Consider the following 20,221-nt stretch of genomic DNA (forward strand, 5'->3'; position numbering starts at 1 on the left):
GTGATGAATCGAATTACCCATTACTTCAAAAGCCTGCTCCTGCTCGAGCTGCTCGGCGGTCTGTGGCTGACCCTGAAGTACACGTTCAAGCCCAAGTACACGCTGATGTACCCGATGGAGAAGTTCCCGCAGTCGCCGCGTTTCCGTGGCCTGCATGCGCTGCGCCGCTACCCCAACGGGGAAGAGCGCTGCATCGCCTGCAAGCTGTGCGAAGCGGTGTGCCCGGCGCTGGCCATCACCATCGATTCGGCCAAGCGCGAAGACGGCACCCGTCGTACCACCCGCTACGACATCGATCTGTTCAAGTGCATCTTCTGCGGCTTCTGTGAAGAAAGCTGCCCGGTGGACTCGATCGTCGAGACCCATATTCTCGAGTACCACTTCGAGAACCGTGGCGAAAACATCGTTACCAAGCCGCAGCTGCTGGCCATCGGTGATCGGCTTGAAGCCGAAATCGCCGAGCGTCGTGCCGCCGATGCCGCTTTCCGCTGAGGTTGAATGATGGATTGGGTAAATATCTTCTTCTGGGTCTTCTCCATCGTGGCGGGCATTTCCGCTGCGGCGGTGATCAGCGTGCGCAATCCGGTCTACGCCGTGCTGTGCCTGATCCTGACCTTCTTCTCCGTGGCCTGCATCTGGATCCTGGTCGGGGCTGAATTCCTCGGCGTGGCGCTGGTGCTGGTCTACGTCGGCGCGGTGATGGTGCTGTTCCTGTTCGTGGTGATGATGCTCGACATCGACGCCTCCAACCTGCGCGAAGGCTGGGTCCGCTACCTGCCGCTCGGCCTGGTGGTCGCGGTCACCATGCTGGTGCAGATGCTGATCCTGATCGGCGTGAAGGGCAGGGCGGTCAACCCGCTGCCGGCCGACAACGCCGCCGCGCTGGCTGCCGACAGCTCCAACATCACCTGGCTGGCGCGCAGCCTGTTCACCGAATACCTGCTGCCGTTCGAGTTCGCCGCCGTCATCCTGACCGTGGCCGTGGTCGCCGCCGTGATGCTGACCCTGCGTCGCCGCACGGGCCTGAAGACCCAGAACCCGACCGAGCAGACCATGGTCAAGGGCCGCGACCGCCTGCGCGTGGTCAAGATGGCGTCGGAAACCCCGGTGGTCCACACCAACACCAAGCCGTCCAGCAACGAGGAGGCTGCCCCGTGATCACCCTCGGTCATATCCTGGCACTCGGCGCGCTGCTGTTCTGCATCAGCCTCGCCGGCATCTTCCTCAACCGCAAGAACATCATCGTGCTGTTGATGTCCATCGAACTGATGCTGCTGTCGGTGAACATCAACTTCGTCGGGTTCTCGCGCGAAATGGGTGACACGGCCGGGCAGCTGTTCGTGTTCTTCATCCTCACCGTGGCCGCGGCCGAGGCCGCGATCGGCCTCGCGATCCTGGTAACCCTGTTCCGTACCCGCCGCACCATCAATGTCGGCGAAGTCGATTCGCTGAAGGGCTGATCCGTAGATGGAAATTACTCTCTCCAAGAGTCTGTTGATCGCCGTGGTGCTTGCACCACTGGTCGGCAGCATCATCGCTGGCCTGTTCGGTCGTCAGGTAGGGCGCATCGGCGCGCAGACCGTCACCATCCTGGGTGTCGCGGTCAGCTGCGTGCTGTCCAGCTACGTGTTCTACCAGCTGCTGTGGGGCGGCGCGCAGCCGTTCAACCAGAACGTCTACACCTTCTTCGAGGTCGGCCAGTATTCGGCGCATGTCGGTTTCATGATCGACAAGCTGACCGCGATGATGATGGTCGTGGTCACCTTCGTGTCCTTCCTGGTCCACGTGTACACCATCGGGTACATGCAGGATGACCCGGGTTACCAGCGCTTCTTCAGCTACATCTCGCTGTTCACCTTCTCGATGCTCACCCTGGTGATGAGCAACAACTTCCTGCAGCTGTTCTTCGGCTGGGAAGCGGTGGGCCTGGTGTCGTACCTGCTGATCGGCTTCTGGTTCAAGCGCCCGACCGCGATCTTCGCCAACATGAAGGCGTTCCTGGTCAACCGCGTGGGTGACTTCGGCTTCATCCTGGGTATTGCCGGCGTGCTGTGGGTGTTCGGTTCGCTGGACTACGCCACCGTGTTCGCCAATGCCTCGGACATGCTGGTCAACAGCCAGTACTCGCACGTCCAGGTGTGGTCCGGTGCGATCACCCTGTTTGGCAGCTCCCTCCAGATCACCGAGGCACCGGTCATCTGGGCGACCGCCACCATCATCTGCATCTGCCTGTTCATCGGCGCCATGGGCAAGTCGGCCCAGGTTCCGCTGCACGTGTGGCTGCCGGACTCGATGGAAGGCCCGACCCCGATCTCGGCGCTGATCCACGCCGCGACGATGGTCACCGCGGGCATCTTCATGGTCACCCGCATGTCGCCGCTGTTCGAGCTGTCGCAGACCGCGCTGAACTTCGTGCTGTTCATCGGTGCCACCACCGCGTTCTTCACCGGCCTCATCGGCATCGTGCAGAACGACATCAAGCGCGTGGTCGCGTACTCCACGCTGTCCCAGCTGGGCTACATGACCGTGGCGCTGGGCGTGTCGGCCTATTCGGCGGCCGTGTTCCACCTGATGACCCACGCCTTCTTCAAGGCGCTGCTGTTCCTCGGCGCGGGCTCGGTGATCATCGCCATGCACCACGAGCAGGACATGCGCAAGATGGGCGGCCTGCGCAAGTACATGCCGATCACCTTCATCACCATGTGGATCGGCACCCTGGCCCTGGTCGGTACGCCGTTCTTCTCCGGCTTCTACTCCAAGGACACCATCATCGAGGCCGCGCAGCACCACGCGCACGTGTCGTCGAGCTGGGTGGCGACCTATGGCTACTGGGCCGTGCTGGGTGGCGTGATCGTCACCAGCTTCTACAGCTTCCGCCTGCTGTTCCTGACCTTCCATGGCAAGGAACGCTTCCGCGATGCGCATGATGATCGTGGCCATGGCCATGACGATCACCATGCCGCTGATGCGCATGCAGACGCCCATCATGCCGACGCCCACCACGGTGACGCGCACCATGACGACCACGGCCATGGCCACGGTCCGCATGAGCCGCACGAAACCCCGTGGGTGGTAACGCTGCCGCTGATCCTGCTGGCGATCCCGTCCATCTTCATCGGTTTCTTCAGCATCGGTCCGATGCTGTACGGCACCGACTGGGCCGGTCACCATGCCGAGCACGGCATCCCGGGCCAGGTGCATTCGTTCTTCACCGGCGTGGTCGATTTCTACGACCCGGCACGCAACACCATTGGTGCCCTGGCTGAAGAGTTCCATGGTCCGGTGGCGTTCGCCCTGCACGGCATGATGGCTCCGGCCTTCTTCCTGACCGTGGCAGGCTTCCTGCTGGCGGCCCTTTTCTACCTGTGGAAGCCGGAACTGGCCACGAAGTCGCGCAAGACCTTTGCGCCGCTGGTGTCGGTGCTGGAGAACAAGTACGGGTTCGACAAGCTCTGGATCGGCGGTTTCGCCGGTGGCGGCATCAAGCTGGGCAAGGTTTCGCGCGCGATCGACACGAACATCGTCGATGGTGTGGTGGTCAACGGTTCGGCACGCCTGATCGATCTGGCGGCCAACCTGCTGCGTCGCACCCAATCCGGTTTCCTCTATCACTACGCCTTCGCGATGATCATCGGCCTGATTGCCCTCCTGGGCGTCCTGATGCATTACCTGCGTTGATGACCTGTACGGAATAAGAAGACGTGTCGAACTGGCCTCTACTCAGTGTTCTCATCTGGCTGCCGATCCTCGGCGGTGCCTTGATCCTTGCCATCCGTGATGCGCAGACCGCCCGTTGGGCGTCGCTGGGCGTGGCGGTGCTGACCTTCGTGATCAGCCTGTCGCTGCTCGGCGGCTACGACGTGGCCAACGACGCACTGCAGTTCGTCGAGACCCGCGCCTGGATCCCGGCCTACGACATCGGCTACAACCTGGGCGTGGATGGCATCGCCATCGCGCTGATCCTGCTGACCACCCTGGTCTCGGTGCTGGCGCTGATCGGTGCCTGGAGCGCCATCGACAAGCGGGTCAACCAGTACGTGGCCGCCTTCCTGATCCTGGAAGGCGTCACCGTGGGCATCTTCGCTGCGACCGACGCGATGCTGTTCTACGTGTTCTTCGAAGCGATGCTGATCCCGATGTTCCTGATCATCGGTGTCTGGGGCGGCCCGCGCCGCATCTACGCCGCGCTGAAGTTCTTCCTGTACACCTTCCTCGGCTCGGTGCTGATGCTGGTGGCGCTGATCTACCTGTACCTGAAGGGCGGCAGCTTCCAGCTGGCCGACCTGTACCAGCTGCAGCTGTCGGCCCAGGAGCAGACCTGGATCTTCTTCGCCTTCCTGATCGCCTTCGCGGTCAAGGTGCCGATGTTCCCGGTCCACACCTGGCTGCCGGACGCCCACGTGGAAGCGCCGACCGCCGGTTCGGTGATCCTGGCCGCCATCGCCCTGAAGATCGGTGGCTACGGCTTCCTGCGCTTCAACCTGCCGATCGTGCCGGATGCCTCGCAGGAATGGGCATGGCTGGTGATCGCGCTGTCGCTGATCGCGGTGATCTACGTCGGCCTGGTCGCCCTGGTCCAGGACGACATGAAGAAGCTGATCGCCTATTCGTCGATCGCGCACATGGGCTTTGTCACCCTGGGCACCTTCATTGCCCTGTGGCTGGTGCGTGATGCCGGCAACGCCGATGCAGCCCGCCTGGGCCTGCAGGGCGCGATGGTGCAGATGGTCTCGCACGGCTTCGTGTCCGGCGCGATGTTCTCCTGCGTGGGCGTGCTGTACGACCGCATGCACAGCCGCCGCATCGCCGATTACGGCGGCGTGGTCAACGTGATGCCGTGGTTCGCCACCTTCGCCATGCTGTTCTTCATGGCCAATGCCGGCCTGCCGGGCACCAGCGGTTTCGTGGGCGAGTTCATGATCATCATGGCCAGCTTCCAGCGTAATCCGTGGCTGGCCCTGGCCGCCGCAACCACGCTGGTCATCACCGCTGCCTACACGCTGTGGCTGTACAAGCGCGTGTTCTTCGGTGAAGTGGCCAATGCGCATGTGGCCGAACTGAAGGACATCAACGGCCGTGAATGGCTGGTGTTGGGTGTGTTCGCCGTGGGTACGCTGGCGCTGGGTCTGTATCCCAAGCCGCTGACCGACCTGATGGAACCCTCGATCGCGAAGCTGGCGATGCAGATCGCATCCAGCAAGTTGCTGTAATTCCAGGATTTGATGATGACCACCTCGCCGCTGTTGCCACTGACCGCCGCTGACCTGCCGCCGCTCGCTCCGGAGCTGGTGCTGATCGGCAGCGCGTTCACCCTGTTGATCCTCGATCTGTTCATCAGCAAGCAGAACAAGATCTGGACCCACCTGTTCTCGGTCGCTGCACTGGCGGTCGTGCTGTTCATGCTCGCCACCGGCGTGGGCGGGCAGGGCGAGGTCTTCCACGGCATGTTCGTCCGCGATACCGCGGCCGATGTCATGAAGGCCGTGATCGTGCTCTGCAGCGGCCTGACCCTGGTCTATGGCTGGAGCTACCTGCGCGAACGTGATCTGTTCCAGGGCGAAATCCCGGTACTGATCCTGTTCGCCACCTCCGGCATGATGATTCTGGTCTCGGCCGGCAGCCTGCTGATGGTGTACCTGGGCCTGGAACTGCTGGCGCTGTGCTCCTATGCGCTGGTCGCCAGCAACCGTGACAACGGCCTGGCCACCGAAGCGGCGATGAAGTACATCGTGCTGGGTTCGCTGGCCTCGGGCCTGCTGCTGTACGGCATGTCGCTGGTCTACGGCGCCACCGGTTCGCTGCACCTGGATGCCATCAACGCGGCCATCCCGAACTCCGACGAGAAGATGCTGCTGCTGACCGGCGCGGTGTTCATGATCGCCGGCGTGGCCTTCAAGCTCGGTGCGGCACCGTTCCACATGTGGCTGCCCGACGTGTACCAGGGTGCCCCGGCACCGGTTGCGCTGTTCATCAGCTCGGCCCCGAAGCTGGCCGCGTTCGGCATGGCCTACCGCCTGCTGGAAGTGGGCGTGGGCCCGCTGTCGGACGAATGGAAGTACCTCATTGGTGGCCTGGCCGCGCTGTCGCTGGTAATCGGCAACCTGATGGCGATCGCGCAGAGCAACCTCAAGCGCATGCTGGCGTACTCGACCGTGTCGCACATCGGCTTCCTGCTGCTCGGCATTGCCGGTGGCGGCGAGCGTGGCTATGCGGCGGCGCTGTTCTACGCCCTGAGCTACGCGATCATGTCCACCGCCGGTTTCGGCGCGATCATCGCGCTGTCGCGCAACGGCTTCGAAGCCGAGAAGATCGACGACCTGAAGGGCCTCAACGCCCGCAACCCGTGGATGGCGGGCCTGGTCCTGTGCATCATGGCGTCCATGGCCGGCATCCCGCCGTTCCTGGGCTTCTGGACCAAGCTGGCGGTGCTGGGCGCGGCCATCAACGGCGGCATGCTGTGGCTGGCCATCCTGGGCGTGATCTGTGCGGTGATCGGTTGCTTCTACTACCTGCGCGTCATCAAGGTCATGTACTTCGATGAGCCGGTGGGCGAGCCGCTGCCGGCCAACAACGACCGCGTGCTGGGCGTGGTGCTGGGCGTGAATGCCCTGGCGCTGCTGGCGCTCGGCCTGGCCTGGAACCCGATCATGGTGTGGTGCCAGCAGGCTTTTGCGCATCTCGCCTGAAAAACGATACAAAGCTGCGCAATTAGTGTAATATTCGTTTCCTGAGTTGTTGATGCAGCGGTTTCGCCAGAACATCGTTGCGGTACGGATCAACTCAACCACTTCTGCTGCGGGGTGGAGCAGTCTGGCAGCTCGTCGGGCTCATAACCCGAAGGTCGCAGGTTCAAATCCTGCCCCCGCTACCAAATAGCCCCGGTGCATGCCGGCGGCAGTGGACGAAAAAGCGATCCCGGCAACGGGGTCGCTTTTTTGTTGGGTGGTGCAGGGCAGGGGCGGCGGGGCAGGGCCCCGCTCTACACGCCCTTTTAATTGCGGTGGGCGTATTTCGTGGGCTTGTCGGGGGACACACGTATAAGTCGGCCAGTCGGCCGGGGGGAATCGTGTCCTTATCTACGTCCGCGCTGGGCTATAACGGGGTATTGCATGAGGCCGCAGGGTCCTGGCAGATCCTCGGTAACGGGTACCGCGTCTACAACCCGGTGCTGATGCGCTTCCACAGTCCCGACGACATGAGCCCATTCGGAAAGGGTGGCCTCAACGCCTACGGCTATTGCCAGCTCGATCCGATCAACCAGGTGGACCCCAGTGGCCATTGGTCGCTCAACGTGTTCGCCGCCAATCTTCTTGGCTTCAGGTTGAGGACACCGCTGGTCGCCCTGGTCGTCGCCGCAACAGCGGGGGCGCTTTCCGCTGTCGGCCTTGCAGCGGCGTCAAAGAACGATACCCAGCGGGCACTGTCGATTACCGCAGCGGTCATGTTCGCCGGAATGAGCCTCAAGCTGGGTCATCACGCCTGGGTCAAGCGCAAGCCTGCTGCGGCGACCCCGGTCGGCGCGCCGGCGACCACACCCGTGCCCACACCACTCACGGCGTCGGCGCCCCCCATCACACCGCCGACCCCGACGGCACCGGCCGTGGACAGACGGCTCTCGGCGCCGGCGCGGTTGGGCTCGCCAGGGTTGTCCAGCCGGGTGGCGCCGTCGAGCCCCCCGGCGAACGTCGCGATCCAGCGCGCGCAGCCTCGACGTCGTGCCTTCGTTTCGTCGGACCTGCCGCCGCCACCGCCACCGCCGTCGCCATCTGCCATGCGCACACGTGATCGGCAACGGGTGCCGCTGCGGGCGCGTGAGGCGAACATCCGCCAAGGGTCGGCACGGTGGGAACAGGCGAAGCCGATTTACCCTGTATGACGGTGCCGTGTGCCATTCGCCTTGCAGGCCTCAGCCGCCGGCAGGCCAGTCATGCCCTGCCGGCAGTGCGCGTGCGACTCGGCTACAACGGCGTGTTGCACGAGCCGGGCAGGTGCTGGCAGTTTCTGGGCAATGGCTACCGGATCTACAACCCGCGGCTGGGGCGCTTCCACAGCCCCGACGACAGCAGCCCCTTCGACCGTGGTGGGATCAACGCCTATAGCTATTGCGCTGGCGATCCGATCAACCATGCCGATCCCACCGGCCACTTCCTGATGCCGATCGCGACGTTACTCGGAGGTGGCGCGGTGGCGTTGTTCGGCGCGTCCGGTGCAGTTGCCATCACCGGCGACAGCAAAAGTGCAAAGTTCCTGGCCGTGCTGGGAGGCGCCTTTGCTGTCGCGGCGCTGGCGGCGCTCGGCGCTCGCGCCATGGTCCGCAGGCAATCGAGCTCGCGCCTGGGAGAGGTGCGCATCCACCGCGGAAAGAACAAGGACTGGCTCGACGTCCATGGAAGTTCCAACGGGTCCCTGGTCGGCAACACGCCCATGGACGGTACCGAGATGACCGCGTTTCTCAGGTCGAAGGGGCTGGGCGACAAGCCGCTGATCTATCTGTCGTGCAACTCGGGGACCGGGCCGGCGTCGCAGGCGCAGGTGGTGGCCGATGGCCTGGGGCAGCCGGTCATCGGCTTCGTGGGCCCGGTCGCAGGCAATGCGTTCACCCACAGGCCCATGGGCGTGTACCACGCCAGGGTGTTCCGTCCCCAGACCGGACTTGCACGGGTCAACACGGCCATCCGCAATACCGCGCTGAACCGGAGAACCCGGGCGGGCGTGATGCAGCGCATGTCGGGCTTGCGGTGAGGGATGCGGCCATGTCGCTTGGCTTTCACGGTGAGCTGCATGGCGCCGGTACGCACTGGCAGATCCTGGGGAACGGGTATCGCGTGTACAGTCCCGTTTTGAGGCGGTTCCATCGCCCGGACAGCCTGAGTCCGTTTGCAGAAGGGGGCCTCAATGCCTATGCCGCGTTCGGCGGCGATCCCATCAACCTGGCCGACCCCAGCGGTCATTTCGCACAGCTCGTGGTGGGCGCAGCCGTGTTGGCGGGCGCTGGGGCCCTGGTGGGCTCGGCCGCGGCCGGGACGAAGGGGGAGGGCACCACGGCCGGTATCCTGGCCGCCGTTGCGCTGGGCGTGGGCGTGGCGGCGGCAGGAGGAATGCACATGCTGCGGGCGTCCTCGCGCGTGACCGCAGTCGGCGTGCCCCCAGCCACGCCACCGGTGCCGGCTGTGCAGCCCGGCCGGACCGTGCGCATCGGCGAGTTGCGCTTTGCTTCGGGAGCGCGCGGCGATGAGCTGGTCGCCCATGGGCTTCCCTTCGCCACCGGCTCCACGGGTGCGGTGAGCGGGCACGCGCTGGGCCGGCAGGTGAGCACGGCGGTGGGCCCAGGCTATCGCTTCAAACCGATCAACATGCTGTCCTGCTACTCCGCCGTCGGCGGACGCTATGCGTCTCAGGCGCAGCGGTTGGCCAACAAACTCAACGTTCCGGTCAGGGGATACAGGGGGCGCACCCATGGAATGCAGGCACGGAACTCCAATGCGGGTCCCGACGACCACATATCCACCGTGTTCCGTCCGCAGACCGGCGTCGCCAGGACCGTCACCTCGGTGCTCAACACCGCGCTGCATCCAGTCGGTCGGGGCATGCGTGTGCTTGCCCGTGCGGCGCAGGCGGTGCGGTCGCGCTAAGGGTGCAATCGTCGTGGCGAGCCTTCATCACCGCTCTTTAATTGTGCCGGGCCAATCATCTGCGCGTCGGGGGACACAGGCCTGGCGCGAACTGCGCCTTGAAGGGGGCGTCATGTCGTCGGTTTCCACCTCTGCGCCACGCGCCAGCCGCTGCTATCCCTGTAGCTGGCTTGGCTACAACGGCCAGCTGCATGAGCCGGGTGTTGGCTGGCAATTCCTGGGCAATGGCTATCGCATCTACAACCCGATGCTGATGCGCTTTCACAGCCCCGACCATGTCAGTCCGTTCGGCAGGGGGGGAATGAACTGTTACGCCTATTGCGAAGGCGACCCGGTCAATCGTGTCGATCCGAGCGGGCAATACCTGTTGCCACTGGCCACCTTGATGGGACTCGGCGCGGCGACCATGGGCGGACTGGCAATCTACAAGGGAGTGGAAGGCGACAAAGAAAGCGCGGCGCTGTTCGGCGTCATTGCCGGCGGGCTCTTGGTCGGCGCAGGGATGGTGGCGGGGATGCGCCGCATCTTCGCGCGACAATCGCCGCCTCTGAAACTGGGGGAGGTGCGCTTCCGGGCGGGGCGCAACCAGAACGTCGTGGATGTGCATGGTTGGGAAAATTCATCACGGGTGGGGGCGGAAAACCTGGACGGCACCCGGCTCGCGGCGCTGGTGAATAAAAAGGGCATGGGGAACAGGCCGATCCACCTGGTGTCCTGCAGGTCGGCCGACGGACCCGTTTCCCAGGGCCAAGTGCTGGCCGATGCGACGGGGCAGAAGGTGACGGCGTATCGCGGGCCCGTCTTCGTCAGTAGTTTCACCGGCAAGCCAACGGGCAAATACCACAGGGTGGTTTTCCGTCCGCAGCCGGAGCCGCAGAGATCGATTACCGCGATCCGTAATACGGACCTTCATCGACAGGTATGGCAGCCGCGGCACAACGCGCACACACGAAGAGCGGCTCCCCCGGATGATCCTCGACTGCCTCGAGGGTTGCGATAACCAGAAAGCTGCTTTACAATTCCGCTTCTGCTGCGGGGTGGAGCAGTCTGGCAGCTCGTCGGGCTCATAACCCGAAGGTCGCAGGTTCAAATCCTGCCCCCGCTACCACAGAAAATCTGCAGTGCAGATGCAGTAGACGAAAAGGCGATCCTGGCAACGGGGTCGCTTTTTTCGTTGGGGCGGGCAACGGCGTCAACGAAGCTGAATGCAGGGACGGATCCGGCCATCTGGCGCCCGCGCCCGTTGCACCAGCGCGGTGCAACCGCTATCATCCACGGCTTAGCGGACTACCTGACTGGACCCATTCCCTGGAATGCGGACCGTCCCGCGACCGGCTTCCGGGCCGTGCGACTTCCCCTCAGGTAGTCGTGACCCCCCGGAAGGCTGGGCTCGCAGCTTCACGCACCGCGCGTGATCTGCAACCGGAATCCAGCATGACCGGAGTCGTACCGGACAAGGGGCCCAGCGGGCCCTTTGTTGTTTCCGGGCCCCAGGCCGTGCGCCGGGGCAGCACCTCTTTCAACGAACCAAGGCAGACTGTGAGCGACAAGGCAACCGAAATCGCGAATCTGCTCGCCCCCACCGTTCAGTCGCTGGGTCTCGAGCTGCTGGGTGTGGAGTACCTGACCGCCCCGGGCGGCGCAACGCTGCGCCTCTATATCGACGTGCCGCTGGCAGAACAGCCCGAGCGTGTCGTCAACATCGACGACTGCGAACGCGTGAGCCGCGAAGTGTCGGCCCAGCTGGACGTGGAAGACCCGATCACCGCCAACTACACGCTGGAAGTGTCCTCGCCCGGCGTGGATCGTCCGCTGTTCACCTTCGACCATTTCGAACGTGCGGTGGGCGAGTCGGCCAAGGTCACCCTGAAGCTGCCGCAGGACGGCCGTCGTCGCCTGCAGGGCGAAATCCTCGGCGTCGATGCCGAGCAGAAGACCGTCACCTTCAAGGTCGACAATTCCCCGTTTACCGCCGACGTCGAGAATATCGAGAAGGCACGCATCATGCCGGACTGGGCCGCCCTCGGCCTGGCTCCGACCAAACCGACTGGCCCGGCACCCAAGCAGGGTGGCAAGGCGAACAAGAAACCATCCAACGAGCCGGCGGCCAAGAAGCCGCGCGCGGAGTGAGCCAACAATGAGCAAGGAACTTTTGCTGGTAGTGGACGCGGTCGCCAATGAAAAAGGCGTTCCGCGTGAAGTGATCTTCGATGCGATCGAAGCAGCACTGGCGTCGGCCGCGAAGAAGCGCTATCCCGATGAGGAAGTGCTGGCGCGCGTGTCGATCGACCACAAGGACGGCACCTACGAAACCTTCCGCCGCTGGGAAGTGGTGGCCGATGACGTGGTGATGGAATCGCCCGACCGCCAGGTTCGTCTGATGGATGCCATCGACGAAGCCGAAGGCGTGGAAGTGGGCGATTACATCGAAGAGCAGATCGAAAACCCGGACTTCGGCCGCATCGCGGCGCAGGCGGCCAAGCAGGTGATCGTCCAGCGCGTGCGCGAAGCCGAACGCCAGCAGGTGGTCGATGCGTGGAAGGACCGCGTGGGCGAGCTGGTCACCGGCGTGGTCAAGCGTGCCGAGCGCGGCAACATCTACGTGGACCTGGGCGGCAACGCCGAGGCCTTCATCCCGAAGGACAAGGGCATTCCGCGCGACGTGCTGCGCGCTGGCGACCGCGTGCGCGGTTACCTGGCCGAAGTCCGTTCGGAACCGCGTGGCCCGCAGCTGTTCATCAGCCGCGCCGCCCCGGAATTCATGATCGAGCTGTTCAAGCTCGAAGTGCCGGAAGTGGGCCAGGGCCTGGTCGAGATCAAGGCCTGTGCCCGCGATCCGGGCGACCGCGCCAAGATCGCCGTGCTCGCCCACGATGCGCGTACCGATCCGATCGGCGCCTGCATCGGCATGCGCGGTTCGCGCGTGCAGGCGGTGTCCAACGAGCTCAATGGCGAGCGCGTGGATATCGTGCTGTGGAACGACAACCCCGCCAACTTCGTCATCAATGCGATGGCGCCGGCGGAAGTGCAGTCCATCATCGTCGATGAAGACAAGCACTCCATGGACCTGGCCGTCGCTGAAGAGCGCCTGGCCCAGGCGATCGGCAAGGGCGGCCAGAACGTGCGCCTGGCCAGCCGCCTGACCGGTTGGCAGCTCAATGTGATGACCCAGGACCAGGTGACCGCCAAGTCCGAGGCAGAGCAGGGCGTTGCCCGCCAGCTGTTCATGGACAAGCTGGAAGTGGATGAAGAAATCGCCGCCATCCTGGTGACCGAAGGCTTCAACACCGTGGAAGAAATCGCCTACGTCCCGGTCGGCGAACTGCTGGCCGTGGAAGGCTTCGACGAAGACATCGTCGAAGAGCTGCGTGCCCGTGCCCGCGATGCGCTGCTCAACGAAGCGCTTGCGGTGGAAGAGGGTCTGGAAGATGGTTCGCCGTCCGAAGACCTGCTCGCCCTGGAAGGCATGGACGAGGCAACCGCCTACGCCCTGGCCGGCCACGGTGTGCGTACGAGTGAGGACCTGTCGGACCTGGCCGCCGATGAGATCCTCGAGTTCGGTATCGAGGACATGGACCAGGAGCGCGCCGCCGCCCTGATCCTTGCCGCCCGAGCCGAGGAGATCGCCCGCCTGGAGCGCGGCGAATGAGCCAGCGATGAACAGTGCCCTGACCCGATCAGGGCTTAGACTCCGCGCTGCCTTCGCCCGTTTCGGAGGAGCGCCAACCAGATCATAGGATCCGAATGTCGCAGCAAACCACCATCCGCAAGCTTGCCGAACTGGTCAATACGCCGGTCGAAAAACTGCTTGAACAGCTTGCCGAGGCCGGCATGAAGTTCAGCGGTCCCGACCAGGTCGTGACCAGCACCGAGAAGGTGAAGCTCCTGGGCTTCCTTCGTCGTTCGCATGGCAAGACCGAGCAGCCCGTCGAAAGTGCCGACGAAGCTGCAAAGAAGATCACCCTCAACCGTCGCAAGTTGCAGGAAGTGACCGTCAGCGCCGGCCGCAGCAAGACCACCGTCAATGTTGAAGTGCGCCAGAAGCGCACCTACACCAAGGACGCCAGTGGCAAGGCGATGACGCCGGATGAGGAGCGCGCCGACATCCTGCGCAAGCTGGAGGAATCCCGCCAGCGCAATCTGGACGAGCAGCGTGCACTGGCCGAGAAGGACCGTGCGCGCGATGAGGAAATCGCACGCAAGCGCCAGGAAGAGATCGACGCCAAGGAACGCGCCGAAGCCGAGCGCAAGGCTGCCGAAGCCGCTGCGGAAGCGGCGAAGAACGCCCCGCCGGCACCGGTAGCGGCGCCGCGCCCGGCCGCCAGCGAAGCGCCGGCCCGTGCCGCGCGTCCGTCTGCGCCTGCACCGGCACGTCCGGCTGCACGTGCGGACGACCGCAACTCGAACAACAACAACCGCCCGGGCGCCAAGCGCGACGACGATGGTGGCAACCGCTTTGCCGGTCAGCTGCACCTGTCGGCCGCCGATCGCGCGCGCCGTGGCAACAACAGCAACTCGCGCGGTCGCCCGACCGGTCGCACCCAGCACGGCGGCCGCCGTGACAGCAACCAGTCGCGCAGTGGCGGTGGTGCCCATGGTTTCGAACGTCCGGTCGCACCGATCGTGCGTGACGTCACCATTGGCGACACCATCACCGTGGCCGACCTGGCCCAGAAGCTGGCCGTCAAGGGCGGCGATGTGGTCAAGGCGCTGTTCAAGATGGGCGTGATGGCCACCATCACCCAGACCATCGACCACGACACCGCCGCGCTGGTGACCGAAGAACTCGGCCACAACGTGATCCGTGCCAACACCAACGACGCCGAAGACGCGCTGCTGGCGTTGAACGAGGGCGAGCAGGGCGAAGCCGTTGCGCGTCCGCCGGTGGTCACCATCATGGGCCACGTCGACCACGGCAAGACCTCGCTGCTGGATTACATCCGCCGCACCAAGGTAGCCACCGGCGAAGCCGGCGGCATCACCCAGCACATCGGTGCGTACCACGTTGAAACGCCCAAGGGCGTCATCAGCTTCCTGGATACCCCGGGCCACGCCGCGTTTACCTCGATGCGTGCCCGCGGTGCCAAGCTGACCGACATCGTGGTGCTGGTGGTGGCTGCTGACGACGGCGTCATGCCGCAGACCAAGGAAGCGATCCAGCACGCCCGCTCGGCAGGTGTGCCGCTGATCGTGGCGATCAACAAGATGGACAAGTCCGGCGCGGACCCGATGCGGGTCAAGAACGAACTGCTCACCGAGCAGGTCGTGGCCGAAGACTTCGGTGGCGACATCCAGATGGTGGAGATCTCGGCCAAGGCTGGCATGGGCATCGACGAACTGCTGGACGCCATCTCGATCCAGGCCGAACTGCTGGAACTGAAGGCCGTGGCCGAAGGCCGCGCCAGCGGCGTGGTCATCGAGTCCTCGCTGGACAAGGGCCGTGGCCCGATCGCCACCGTGCTGGTGCAGCAGGGTTCGCTGAAGAAGGGCGACTACCTGGTGTGCGGTATCCAGTACGGCCGCGTGCGCGCACTGTTCGACGAGACCGGCAAGCAGCCCGACCAGGCCGGCCCGTCCATCCCGGTGCAGGTGCTGGGTCTGTCCGGCGTGCCGGATGCGGGCGATGACTTCGTGGTGGTCGAGGACGAGCGCCTGGCCAAGGACGTCGCGCAGCAGCGCGAAACCAAGCGCCGTGAATCGCGCCTGGTGCAGTCGGCCGGCAGCCGCATGGAAGACATCATGGCAACCCTGGGCAAGGGCGATGGCCAGCAGGTGCTGAACCTGGTGATCAAGGCCGATGTGCAGGGTTCGGTGCAGGCGCTGAGCCAGGCACTGGTCGCGCTGTCCAACGACGACATCCGCATCAACGTGATCCACTCCGGCGTGGGCGGCATCACCGAATCCGACGCCAACTCGGCCGTGGCCTCCAAGGCCACTGTCATCGGCTTCAACGTGCGTGCGGATGCTTCGGCCCGTCGCATCATTGAATCCAACGGCGTGGACCTGCGTTACTTCTCGATCATCTATGACGTGATCGATCAGGTGAAGCAGGTGGCATCCGGCCTGCTCGGCGTGGAAATCCGCGAAGAGATCATCGGTATCGCCCAGGTGCGCGACGTGTTCCGCAGCTCCAAGTTCGGTGCCGTGGCCGGCTGCATGGTCATCGAAGGCACGGTCAAGCGCAGCAAGCCGATCCGCGTCCTGCGCGACAGCGTGGTGGTGTTCGAAGGCGAGCTGGAATCGCTGCGCCGCTTCAAGGAAAACGTCGACGAAGTCCGCAACGGTACCGAATGCGGTATCGGCGTGAAGGCTTACAACGATGTGAAGCCGGGCGACCAGATCGAGTGCTTCGAGCGTATCGAAGTGCCGCGCACCCTGTAATGTGGAAGCGGCCCGACCAACGGTCGGGCCCTACCAGGTCTCGGGACCCGTCCGCCTGGTCCCGGTCCCACCGGTAGGTCACGACCGTTGGTCGTGACCCGCCCATCCGAATATTGAAGAGTTCCCCGTGCCGAAAACCTTCCATCGAACCGACCGTGTTTCCGCCCAGATCCGCCGTGAGCTGGGTACGCTCGTGCATAACCTCGTGCGTGTACACGGCTTGCCCTCGGTGAGCGTTTCCGACGTCGAAGTCACCCGTGACATGGCCCATGCCAAGATCTTCGTCACCGCTTTGATGCCGGAACGTTCGGCCGAAGCGATGAAGGGGCTCAAGGAGCTGGCCTGGGAGCTGCGCATGGACCTGGCCAAGGCCATGAAGCTGCGCCACGTGCCGGAGCTGCACTTCCACTACGACGATTCGGTCGACCGTGGCGAGCACATCGACAACCTCCTGCGCGACCTGCCCGACACGCTCGCGGCCGAAAAGAGCCGCAACGCCAAAGACGGCGACGACGGCGAAGACAAACCCGAATAAACCAACAGCCCGCAAGGGCTGTTGTCCTGTATGGCCCGCCCTGCGTGCCTGCACGACCAATCCCGGCGAAACACCATGACCCGAATCACCTTCCGTCGCCTGGACGGCATCCTCCTGCTCGACAAGCCCACCGGCATGAGCTCCAACGCCGCGCTGCAGGTGGCCCGCCGCCTGTTCCGCGCCGAGAAGGGCGGCCACACCGGCAGCCTGGACCCGCTGGCCACCGGCCTGTTGCCGCTGTGCTTCGGTGAAGCCACCAAGATCGCCGGCCTGCTGCTGGGCGCGGCCAAGGCCTATGACGCCGACATCGTGCTGGGCCAGACCACCGATACTGACGATGCCGACGGCAGCGTGCTGCTGGAGCGGGCGGTACCGGCTATCAGCCGCGACCAGCTTGAAGTGGCCCTGGCCCCCCTGAAGGGCCGGATACGTCAGCGCGCCCCGATTTTTTCGGCGCTCAAGCAGGGGGGCGAACCGCTGTACCTGAAGGCCCGCCGGGGCGAGACCATCGACGCGCCCGAACGCGATGTGGAGGTCAATGCCATCGAGATCCTGGACCAGCAGCCGACCCGGCTGTCGCTGCGCGTGACCTGCGGTTCAGGCACCTACATCCGCAGCCTGGCCCGCGACCTGGGCGAAGCGCTGGGCTGTGGTGCGCACATTGCCGGCCTGCGCCGGCTCTGGGTGGACCCGTTCCGCGACGCCCCCATGGTCAGCCTGGACACCCTGCGCGCCTTGGCGGAGCAGGGCGACGAGCCTGCCATGGAGGCATTGCTGCTGCCGTTGGCGGCCGGCTTGGCCGACTATCCTCGGGTCGATCTGGATGCTGAACAGGCGCCGCGCTTCTGCGTGGGCCAGCGCCTGCGCGATCCGGCCTGGCCGCCCGGTACCGTGGCCGTGTATGGCCCGGAGGACCGGATCCAGGGGCTTGGCGAGGTCGACCCGACCGGCCGGCTGTCCCCCCAGCGCCGCTTCAACCTCTGACCCGGACCCACCCGGCGCTTGTCCCGGGAGGCCGCGACCGTTACAATTTCGCGGCCTTTTCAGGCTTTCCCGCGTCTGCGGGTTCATCCTTTCGTTAACGGCGAGTCGCGCGGTACGCCAATGGGGCGTTTCTGCGGGCCACGCATCCAAGAGAAAACAGATATGTCGATCGACACCCAGAAGGTCATTGAAGACAACAAGCGCAGCTCGGCCGATACCGGCTCCCCGGAAGTCCAGGTTGCCCTGCTCACCGCCCGCATCGAACTGCTGACCGGCCACTTCAAGACCCACAAGAAGGATCACCACAGCCGTCGCGGTCTGCTGCAGATGGTCAACCGCCGCCGCAGCCTGCTGGACTACCTGAAGAAGAAAGACGCCGTTCGTTACAAGGCCCTGATCGAAAAGCTCGGCCTGCGTCGCTAAGCAAGAATCCCGACCGCGGCGCAGGAATGCGCCGCGGTTTTGTTTTGGTAGTACCGCATCAAACGCCAGGACCGGACTTCCGGTCACCCGTCGGCGGCAAGGGTCGCCCGCGGTCCATTCGAAGACAGCATTTCCCCAAGGACATCCCCCGTGGCAAAAATCACCAAAACCTTCCAGTACGGCAAGCACACCGTCACGCTTGAAACCGGCGAAATCGCCCGTCAGGCCGGTGGCGCCGTCATCGTCAAGTTCGACGACACCGTGCTGCTGGTCTCCGCCGTGGCTGCCAAGAGCGCGCGTGAGGGCCAGGACTTCTTCCCGCTGACCTGTGATTACCAGGAGAAGTTCTACGCCGGTGGCCGTATCCCGGGTGGCTTCTTCAAGCGCGAAGGCCGTGCGACCGAAAAGGAAACGCTGATCTCGCGCCTGATCGATCGTCCGATCCGTCCGCTGTTCCCGGAAGACTACAAGAACGAAGTGCAGATCATCGCCACGGTCATGTCGCTGAACCCGGACATCGACGGCGACATCGCCGCGCTGATCGGCGCCTCGGCTGCACTGTCGCTGGCCGGCACCCCGTTCAAGGGTCCGATCGCCGCTGCCAAGGTGGGTTACAAGAACGGTGAGTACATCCTCAACCCGACCGTGACCGAACTGAAGGATTCGGAGCTGGAACTGGTTGTGGCCGGTACCGCCAACGCCGTGCTGATGGTTGAATCCGAAGCCGCGCTGCTTTCCGAAGACGTGATGCTGGGCGCCGTGACCTTCGGTCACCGCGAAATGCAGAAGGTCATCAACGCCATCAACGAGCTGACCGTGGAAGCCGGCACCAAGCCGTCGACCTGGGTCGCCCCGGCCAAGAACGACGTGCTGATCAGCGCCCTGCAGGAAGCCATCGGCCCGCGCCTGGGCGAAGCCTTCCAGGTGCGCGACAAGCTGCAGCGCCGTGACGCCATCTCGGCGATCAAGAAGGACGTGCTCGAGTCGCTGGCAGGCCGCGTGGCCGCTGAAGGCTGGAACCCGGCCGAGCTGTCGAAGGAATTCGGCGAGCTGGAATACAGCACCATGCGCAACTCGGTGCTCGACACCAAGGTCCGCATCGACGGTCGCGCGCTGGACACCGTCCGCCCGATCGCCGTCAAGACCGGCATCCTGCCGCGCGTGCACGGCTCCTCGCTGTTCACCCGTGGTGAGACCCAGGCCATCGTGACCATCACGCTGGGTACCGCCCGCGACGGCCAGGTGATCGACGCCGTGTCCGGTGAGTACAAGGACAACTTCCTGTTCCATTACAACTTCCCCCCGTACTCGGTGGGTGAGACCGGCCGCATGATGGGCCCGAAGCGTCGCGAAATCGGCCACGGCCGCCTCGCCAAGCGCGGCGTGCTGGCAGTGATGCCGTCGCTGGAAGCCTTCCCGTACACCATCCGCGTCGTCTCGGAAATCACCGAGTCGAACGGTTCCTCGTCGATGGCCTCGGTCTGCGGTTCCTCGCTGGCCCTGATGGACGCCGGCGTGCCGGTGAAGTCGCCGGTTGCCGGTATCGCCATGGGCCTGGTCAAGGAAGGCGAGCGCTTCGTCGTCCTGTCCGACATCCTGGGTGACGAAGATCACCTGGGCGACATGGACTTCAAGGTGGCCGGTACCGCTGAGGGCATCTCCGCCCTGCAGATGGACATCAAGATCGAAGGCATCACCGAAGAAATCATGAAGCAGGCACTGCAGCAGGCCAAGGCCGGCCGTCTGCACATCCTGGGTGAAATGGCCCACGGCCTGACCGCTCCGCGCCAGGAGCTGTCGGACTACGCGCCGCGCCTGCTGACCATCAAGATCCACCCGGACAAGATCCGCGAAGTGATCGGCAAGGGTGGTTCCACCATCCAGGCCATCACCAAGGAAACCGGCACCCAGATCGACATCCAGGACGACGGCACCATCGTCATCGCCTCGGTCAATGCCATCGCTGCGCAGGCTGCCAAGGCCCGCATCGAGCAGATCACCTCGGACGTCGAGCCGGGCCGCATCTACGAAGGCAAGGTCGCCAAGATCATGGACTTCGGCGCGTTCGTCACCATCCTGCCGGGCAAGGACGGCCTGGTCCACGTCTCGCAGATCTCCAGCGAGCGCGTCGAGAAGGTCGGCGACAAGCTGAAGGAAGGCGACGTGGTCAAGGTCAAGGTGCTGGAAGTCGACAAGCAGGGCCGTATCCGCCTGTCGATGAAGGCCGTCGAGGAAGGCGAAGGCGCCTCGGCCGAGTAATCGACCG

17 protein-coding genes and 2 tRNA genes are annotated in these 20,221 nt (G+C 64.6%); all 19 read left to right on the plus strand.

Annotated features, from left to right (window positions below; genetic code table 11):
• The first annotated feature begins 3 nt into the window (after positions 1 to 3).
• A complete protein-coding gene (gene nuoI / locus ACQG3P_RS13145; protein WP_068853404.1) occupies positions 4 to 492 on the plus strand; it encodes an NADH-quinone oxidoreductase subunit NuoI in 489 nt (162 codons plus the stop codon).
• A 6-nt stretch (positions 493 to 498) separates the two neighbouring features.
• Complete coding sequence (locus ACQG3P_RS13150; protein WP_176472628.1) at positions 499 to 1,158, plus strand: NADH-quinone oxidoreductase subunit J; 660 nt, start codon at positions 499 to 501, stop codon at positions 1,156 to 1,158.
• Entirely contained in the window at positions 1,155 to 1,460 is a 306-nt protein-coding gene (gene nuoK, locus ACQG3P_RS13155; RefSeq protein WP_068853402.1) for an NADH-quinone oxidoreductase subunit NuoK, read from the plus strand. The genes ACQG3P_RS13150 and nuoK overlap by 4 nt, the downstream gene beginning before the upstream one ends.
• Positions 1,461 to 1,467: 7 nt before the next feature.
• Positions 1,468 to 3,678: an NADH-quinone oxidoreductase subunit L gene (gene nuoL, locus ACQG3P_RS13160; protein ID WP_426805300.1), complete on the plus strand. Its 2,211-nt coding sequence runs from the start codon at positions 1,468 to 1,470 to the stop codon at positions 3,676 to 3,678.
• A gap of 23 nt (positions 3,679 to 3,701) precedes the next feature.
• Positions 3,702 to 5,210, plus strand: a complete 1,509-nt coding sequence (locus tag ACQG3P_RS13165) for an NADH-quinone oxidoreductase subunit M (RefSeq protein ID WP_426805301.1) — start codon at positions 3,702 to 3,704, stop codon at positions 5,208 to 5,210.
• 15 nt (positions 5,211 to 5,225) lie between these two features.
• Positions 5,226 to 6,686 carry an NADH-quinone oxidoreductase subunit NuoN gene (nuoN, locus tag ACQG3P_RS13170; protein ID WP_184126535.1) on the plus strand — a complete coding sequence of 487 codons (1,461 nt, stop codon included), beginning with the start codon at positions 5,226 to 5,228 and terminating at the stop codon, positions 6,684 to 6,686.
• A 108-nt stretch (positions 6,687 to 6,794) separates the two neighbouring features.
• Positions 6,795 to 6,871: transfer RNA gene (locus ACQG3P_RS13175), tRNA-Met, on the plus strand.
• Positions 6,872 to 7,066: 195 nt separating this feature from the next.
• A complete protein-coding gene (locus tag ACQG3P_RS13180) occupies positions 7,067 to 7,876 on the plus strand; it encodes an RHS repeat-associated core domain-containing protein (RefSeq protein WP_426805302.1) in 810 nt (269 codons plus the stop codon).
• A 71-nt stretch (positions 7,877 to 7,947) separates the two neighbouring features.
• Positions 7,948 to 8,742 carry an RHS repeat-associated core domain-containing protein gene (locus ACQG3P_RS13185; protein ID WP_426805303.1) on the plus strand — a complete coding sequence of 265 codons (795 nt, stop codon included), beginning with the start codon at positions 7,948 to 7,950 and terminating at the stop codon, positions 8,740 to 8,742.
• 11 nt (positions 8,743 to 8,753) lie between these two features.
• Positions 8,754 to 9,632 (plus strand): RHS repeat-associated core domain-containing protein, encoded by an 879-nt coding sequence (locus tag ACQG3P_RS13190; protein ID WP_426805304.1) that lies wholly within the window; start codon positions 8,754 to 8,756, stop codon positions 9,630 to 9,632.
• A gap of 112 nt (positions 9,633 to 9,744) precedes the next feature.
• Entirely contained in the window at positions 9,745 to 10,632 is an 888-nt protein-coding gene (locus ACQG3P_RS13195) for an RHS repeat-associated core domain-containing protein (RefSeq protein WP_426805305.1), read from the plus strand.
• A 31-nt stretch (positions 10,633 to 10,663) separates the two neighbouring features.
• Positions 10,664 to 10,740, plus strand: a tRNA-Met gene (locus ACQG3P_RS13200).
• A 431-nt stretch (positions 10,741 to 11,171) separates the two neighbouring features.
• Positions 11,172 to 11,762 carry a ribosome maturation factor RimP gene (rimP, locus tag ACQG3P_RS13205; RefSeq protein WP_176472586.1) on the plus strand — a complete coding sequence of 197 codons (591 nt, stop codon included), beginning with the start codon at positions 11,172 to 11,174 and terminating at the stop codon, positions 11,760 to 11,762.
• A gap of 7 nt (positions 11,763 to 11,769) precedes the next feature.
• Positions 11,770 to 13,281, plus strand: a complete 1,512-nt coding sequence (nusA, locus tag ACQG3P_RS13210; protein ID WP_068853387.1) for a transcription termination factor NusA — start codon at positions 11,770 to 11,772, stop codon at positions 13,279 to 13,281.
• Between the two features lie 95 nt (positions 13,282 to 13,376).
• On the plus strand, positions 13,377 to 16,013 hold the full coding sequence (gene infB, locus ACQG3P_RS13215; RefSeq protein WP_426805306.1) for a translation initiation factor IF-2: 2,637 nt from the start codon (positions 13,377 to 13,379) through the stop codon (positions 16,011 to 16,013).
• Between the two features lie 127 nt (positions 16,014 to 16,140).
• Complete coding sequence (rbfA, locus tag ACQG3P_RS13220; protein ID WP_068853383.1) at positions 16,141 to 16,548, plus strand: 30S ribosome-binding factor RbfA; 408 nt, start codon at positions 16,141 to 16,143, stop codon at positions 16,546 to 16,548.
• 75 nt (positions 16,549 to 16,623) lie between these two features.
• Positions 16,624 to 17,532: a tRNA pseudouridine(55) synthase TruB gene (truB, locus tag ACQG3P_RS13225; protein ID WP_426805307.1), complete on the plus strand. Its 909-nt coding sequence runs from the start codon at positions 16,624 to 16,626 to the stop codon at positions 17,530 to 17,532.
• 162 nt (positions 17,533 to 17,694) lie between these two features.
• On the plus strand, positions 17,695 to 17,955 hold the full coding sequence (gene rpsO, locus ACQG3P_RS13230; protein ID WP_068853379.1) for a 30S ribosomal protein S15: 261 nt from the start codon (positions 17,695 to 17,697) through the stop codon (positions 17,953 to 17,955).
• A 150-nt stretch (positions 17,956 to 18,105) separates the two neighbouring features.
• Positions 18,106 to 20,214, plus strand: a complete 2,109-nt coding sequence (gene pnp, locus ACQG3P_RS13235; protein WP_426805308.1) for a polyribonucleotide nucleotidyltransferase — start codon at positions 18,106 to 18,108, stop codon at positions 20,212 to 20,214.
• The last annotated feature ends 7 nt before the right edge of the window (positions 20,215 to 20,221 follow it).

Source organism: Stenotrophomonas sp. SrG, assembly GCF_050031795.1.
Classification (GTDB): Bacteria; Pseudomonadota; Gammaproteobacteria; order Xanthomonadales; family Xanthomonadaceae; genus Stenotrophomonas; species Stenotrophomonas rhizophila_A.

Bases quoted from the DNA above. Each gene is read 5' to 3' on its own strand.
- nuoL (WP_426805300.1), top strand. From the start codon at position 1,468: ATGGAAATTACTCTCTCCAAGAGTCTGTTGATCGCCGTGGTGCTTGCA.
- ACQG3P_RS13195 (WP_426805305.1), top strand. From the start codon at position 9,745: ATGTCGTCGGTTTCCACCTCTGCGCCACGCGCCAGCCGCTGCTATCCC.
- infB (WP_426805306.1), top strand. From the start codon at position 13,377: ATGTCGCAGCAAACCACCATCCGCAAGCTTGCCGAACTGGTCAATACG.
- nuoN (WP_184126535.1), top strand. From the start codon at position 5,226: ATGACCACCTCGCCGCTGTTGCCACTGACCGCCGCTGACCTGCCGCCG.
- nusA (WP_068853387.1), top strand. From the start codon at position 11,770: ATGAGCAAGGAACTTTTGCTGGTAGTGGACGCGGTCGCCAATGAAAAA.
- ACQG3P_RS13150 (WP_176472628.1), top strand. From the start codon at position 499: ATGATGGATTGGGTAAATATCTTCTTCTGGGTCTTCTCCATCGTGGCG.
- rpsO (WP_068853379.1), top strand. From the start codon at position 17,695: ATGTCGATCGACACCCAGAAGGTCATTGAAGACAACAAGCGCAGCTCG.
- nuoI (WP_068853404.1), top strand. From the start codon at position 4: ATGAATCGAATTACCCATTACTTCAAAAGCCTGCTCCTGCTCGAGCTG.
- ACQG3P_RS13190 (WP_426805304.1), top strand. From the start codon at position 8,754: ATGTCGCTTGGCTTTCACGGTGAGCTGCATGGCGCCGGTACGCACTGG.
- truB (WP_426805307.1), top strand. From the start codon at position 16,624: ATGACCCGAATCACCTTCCGTCGCCTGGACGGCATCCTCCTGCTCGAC.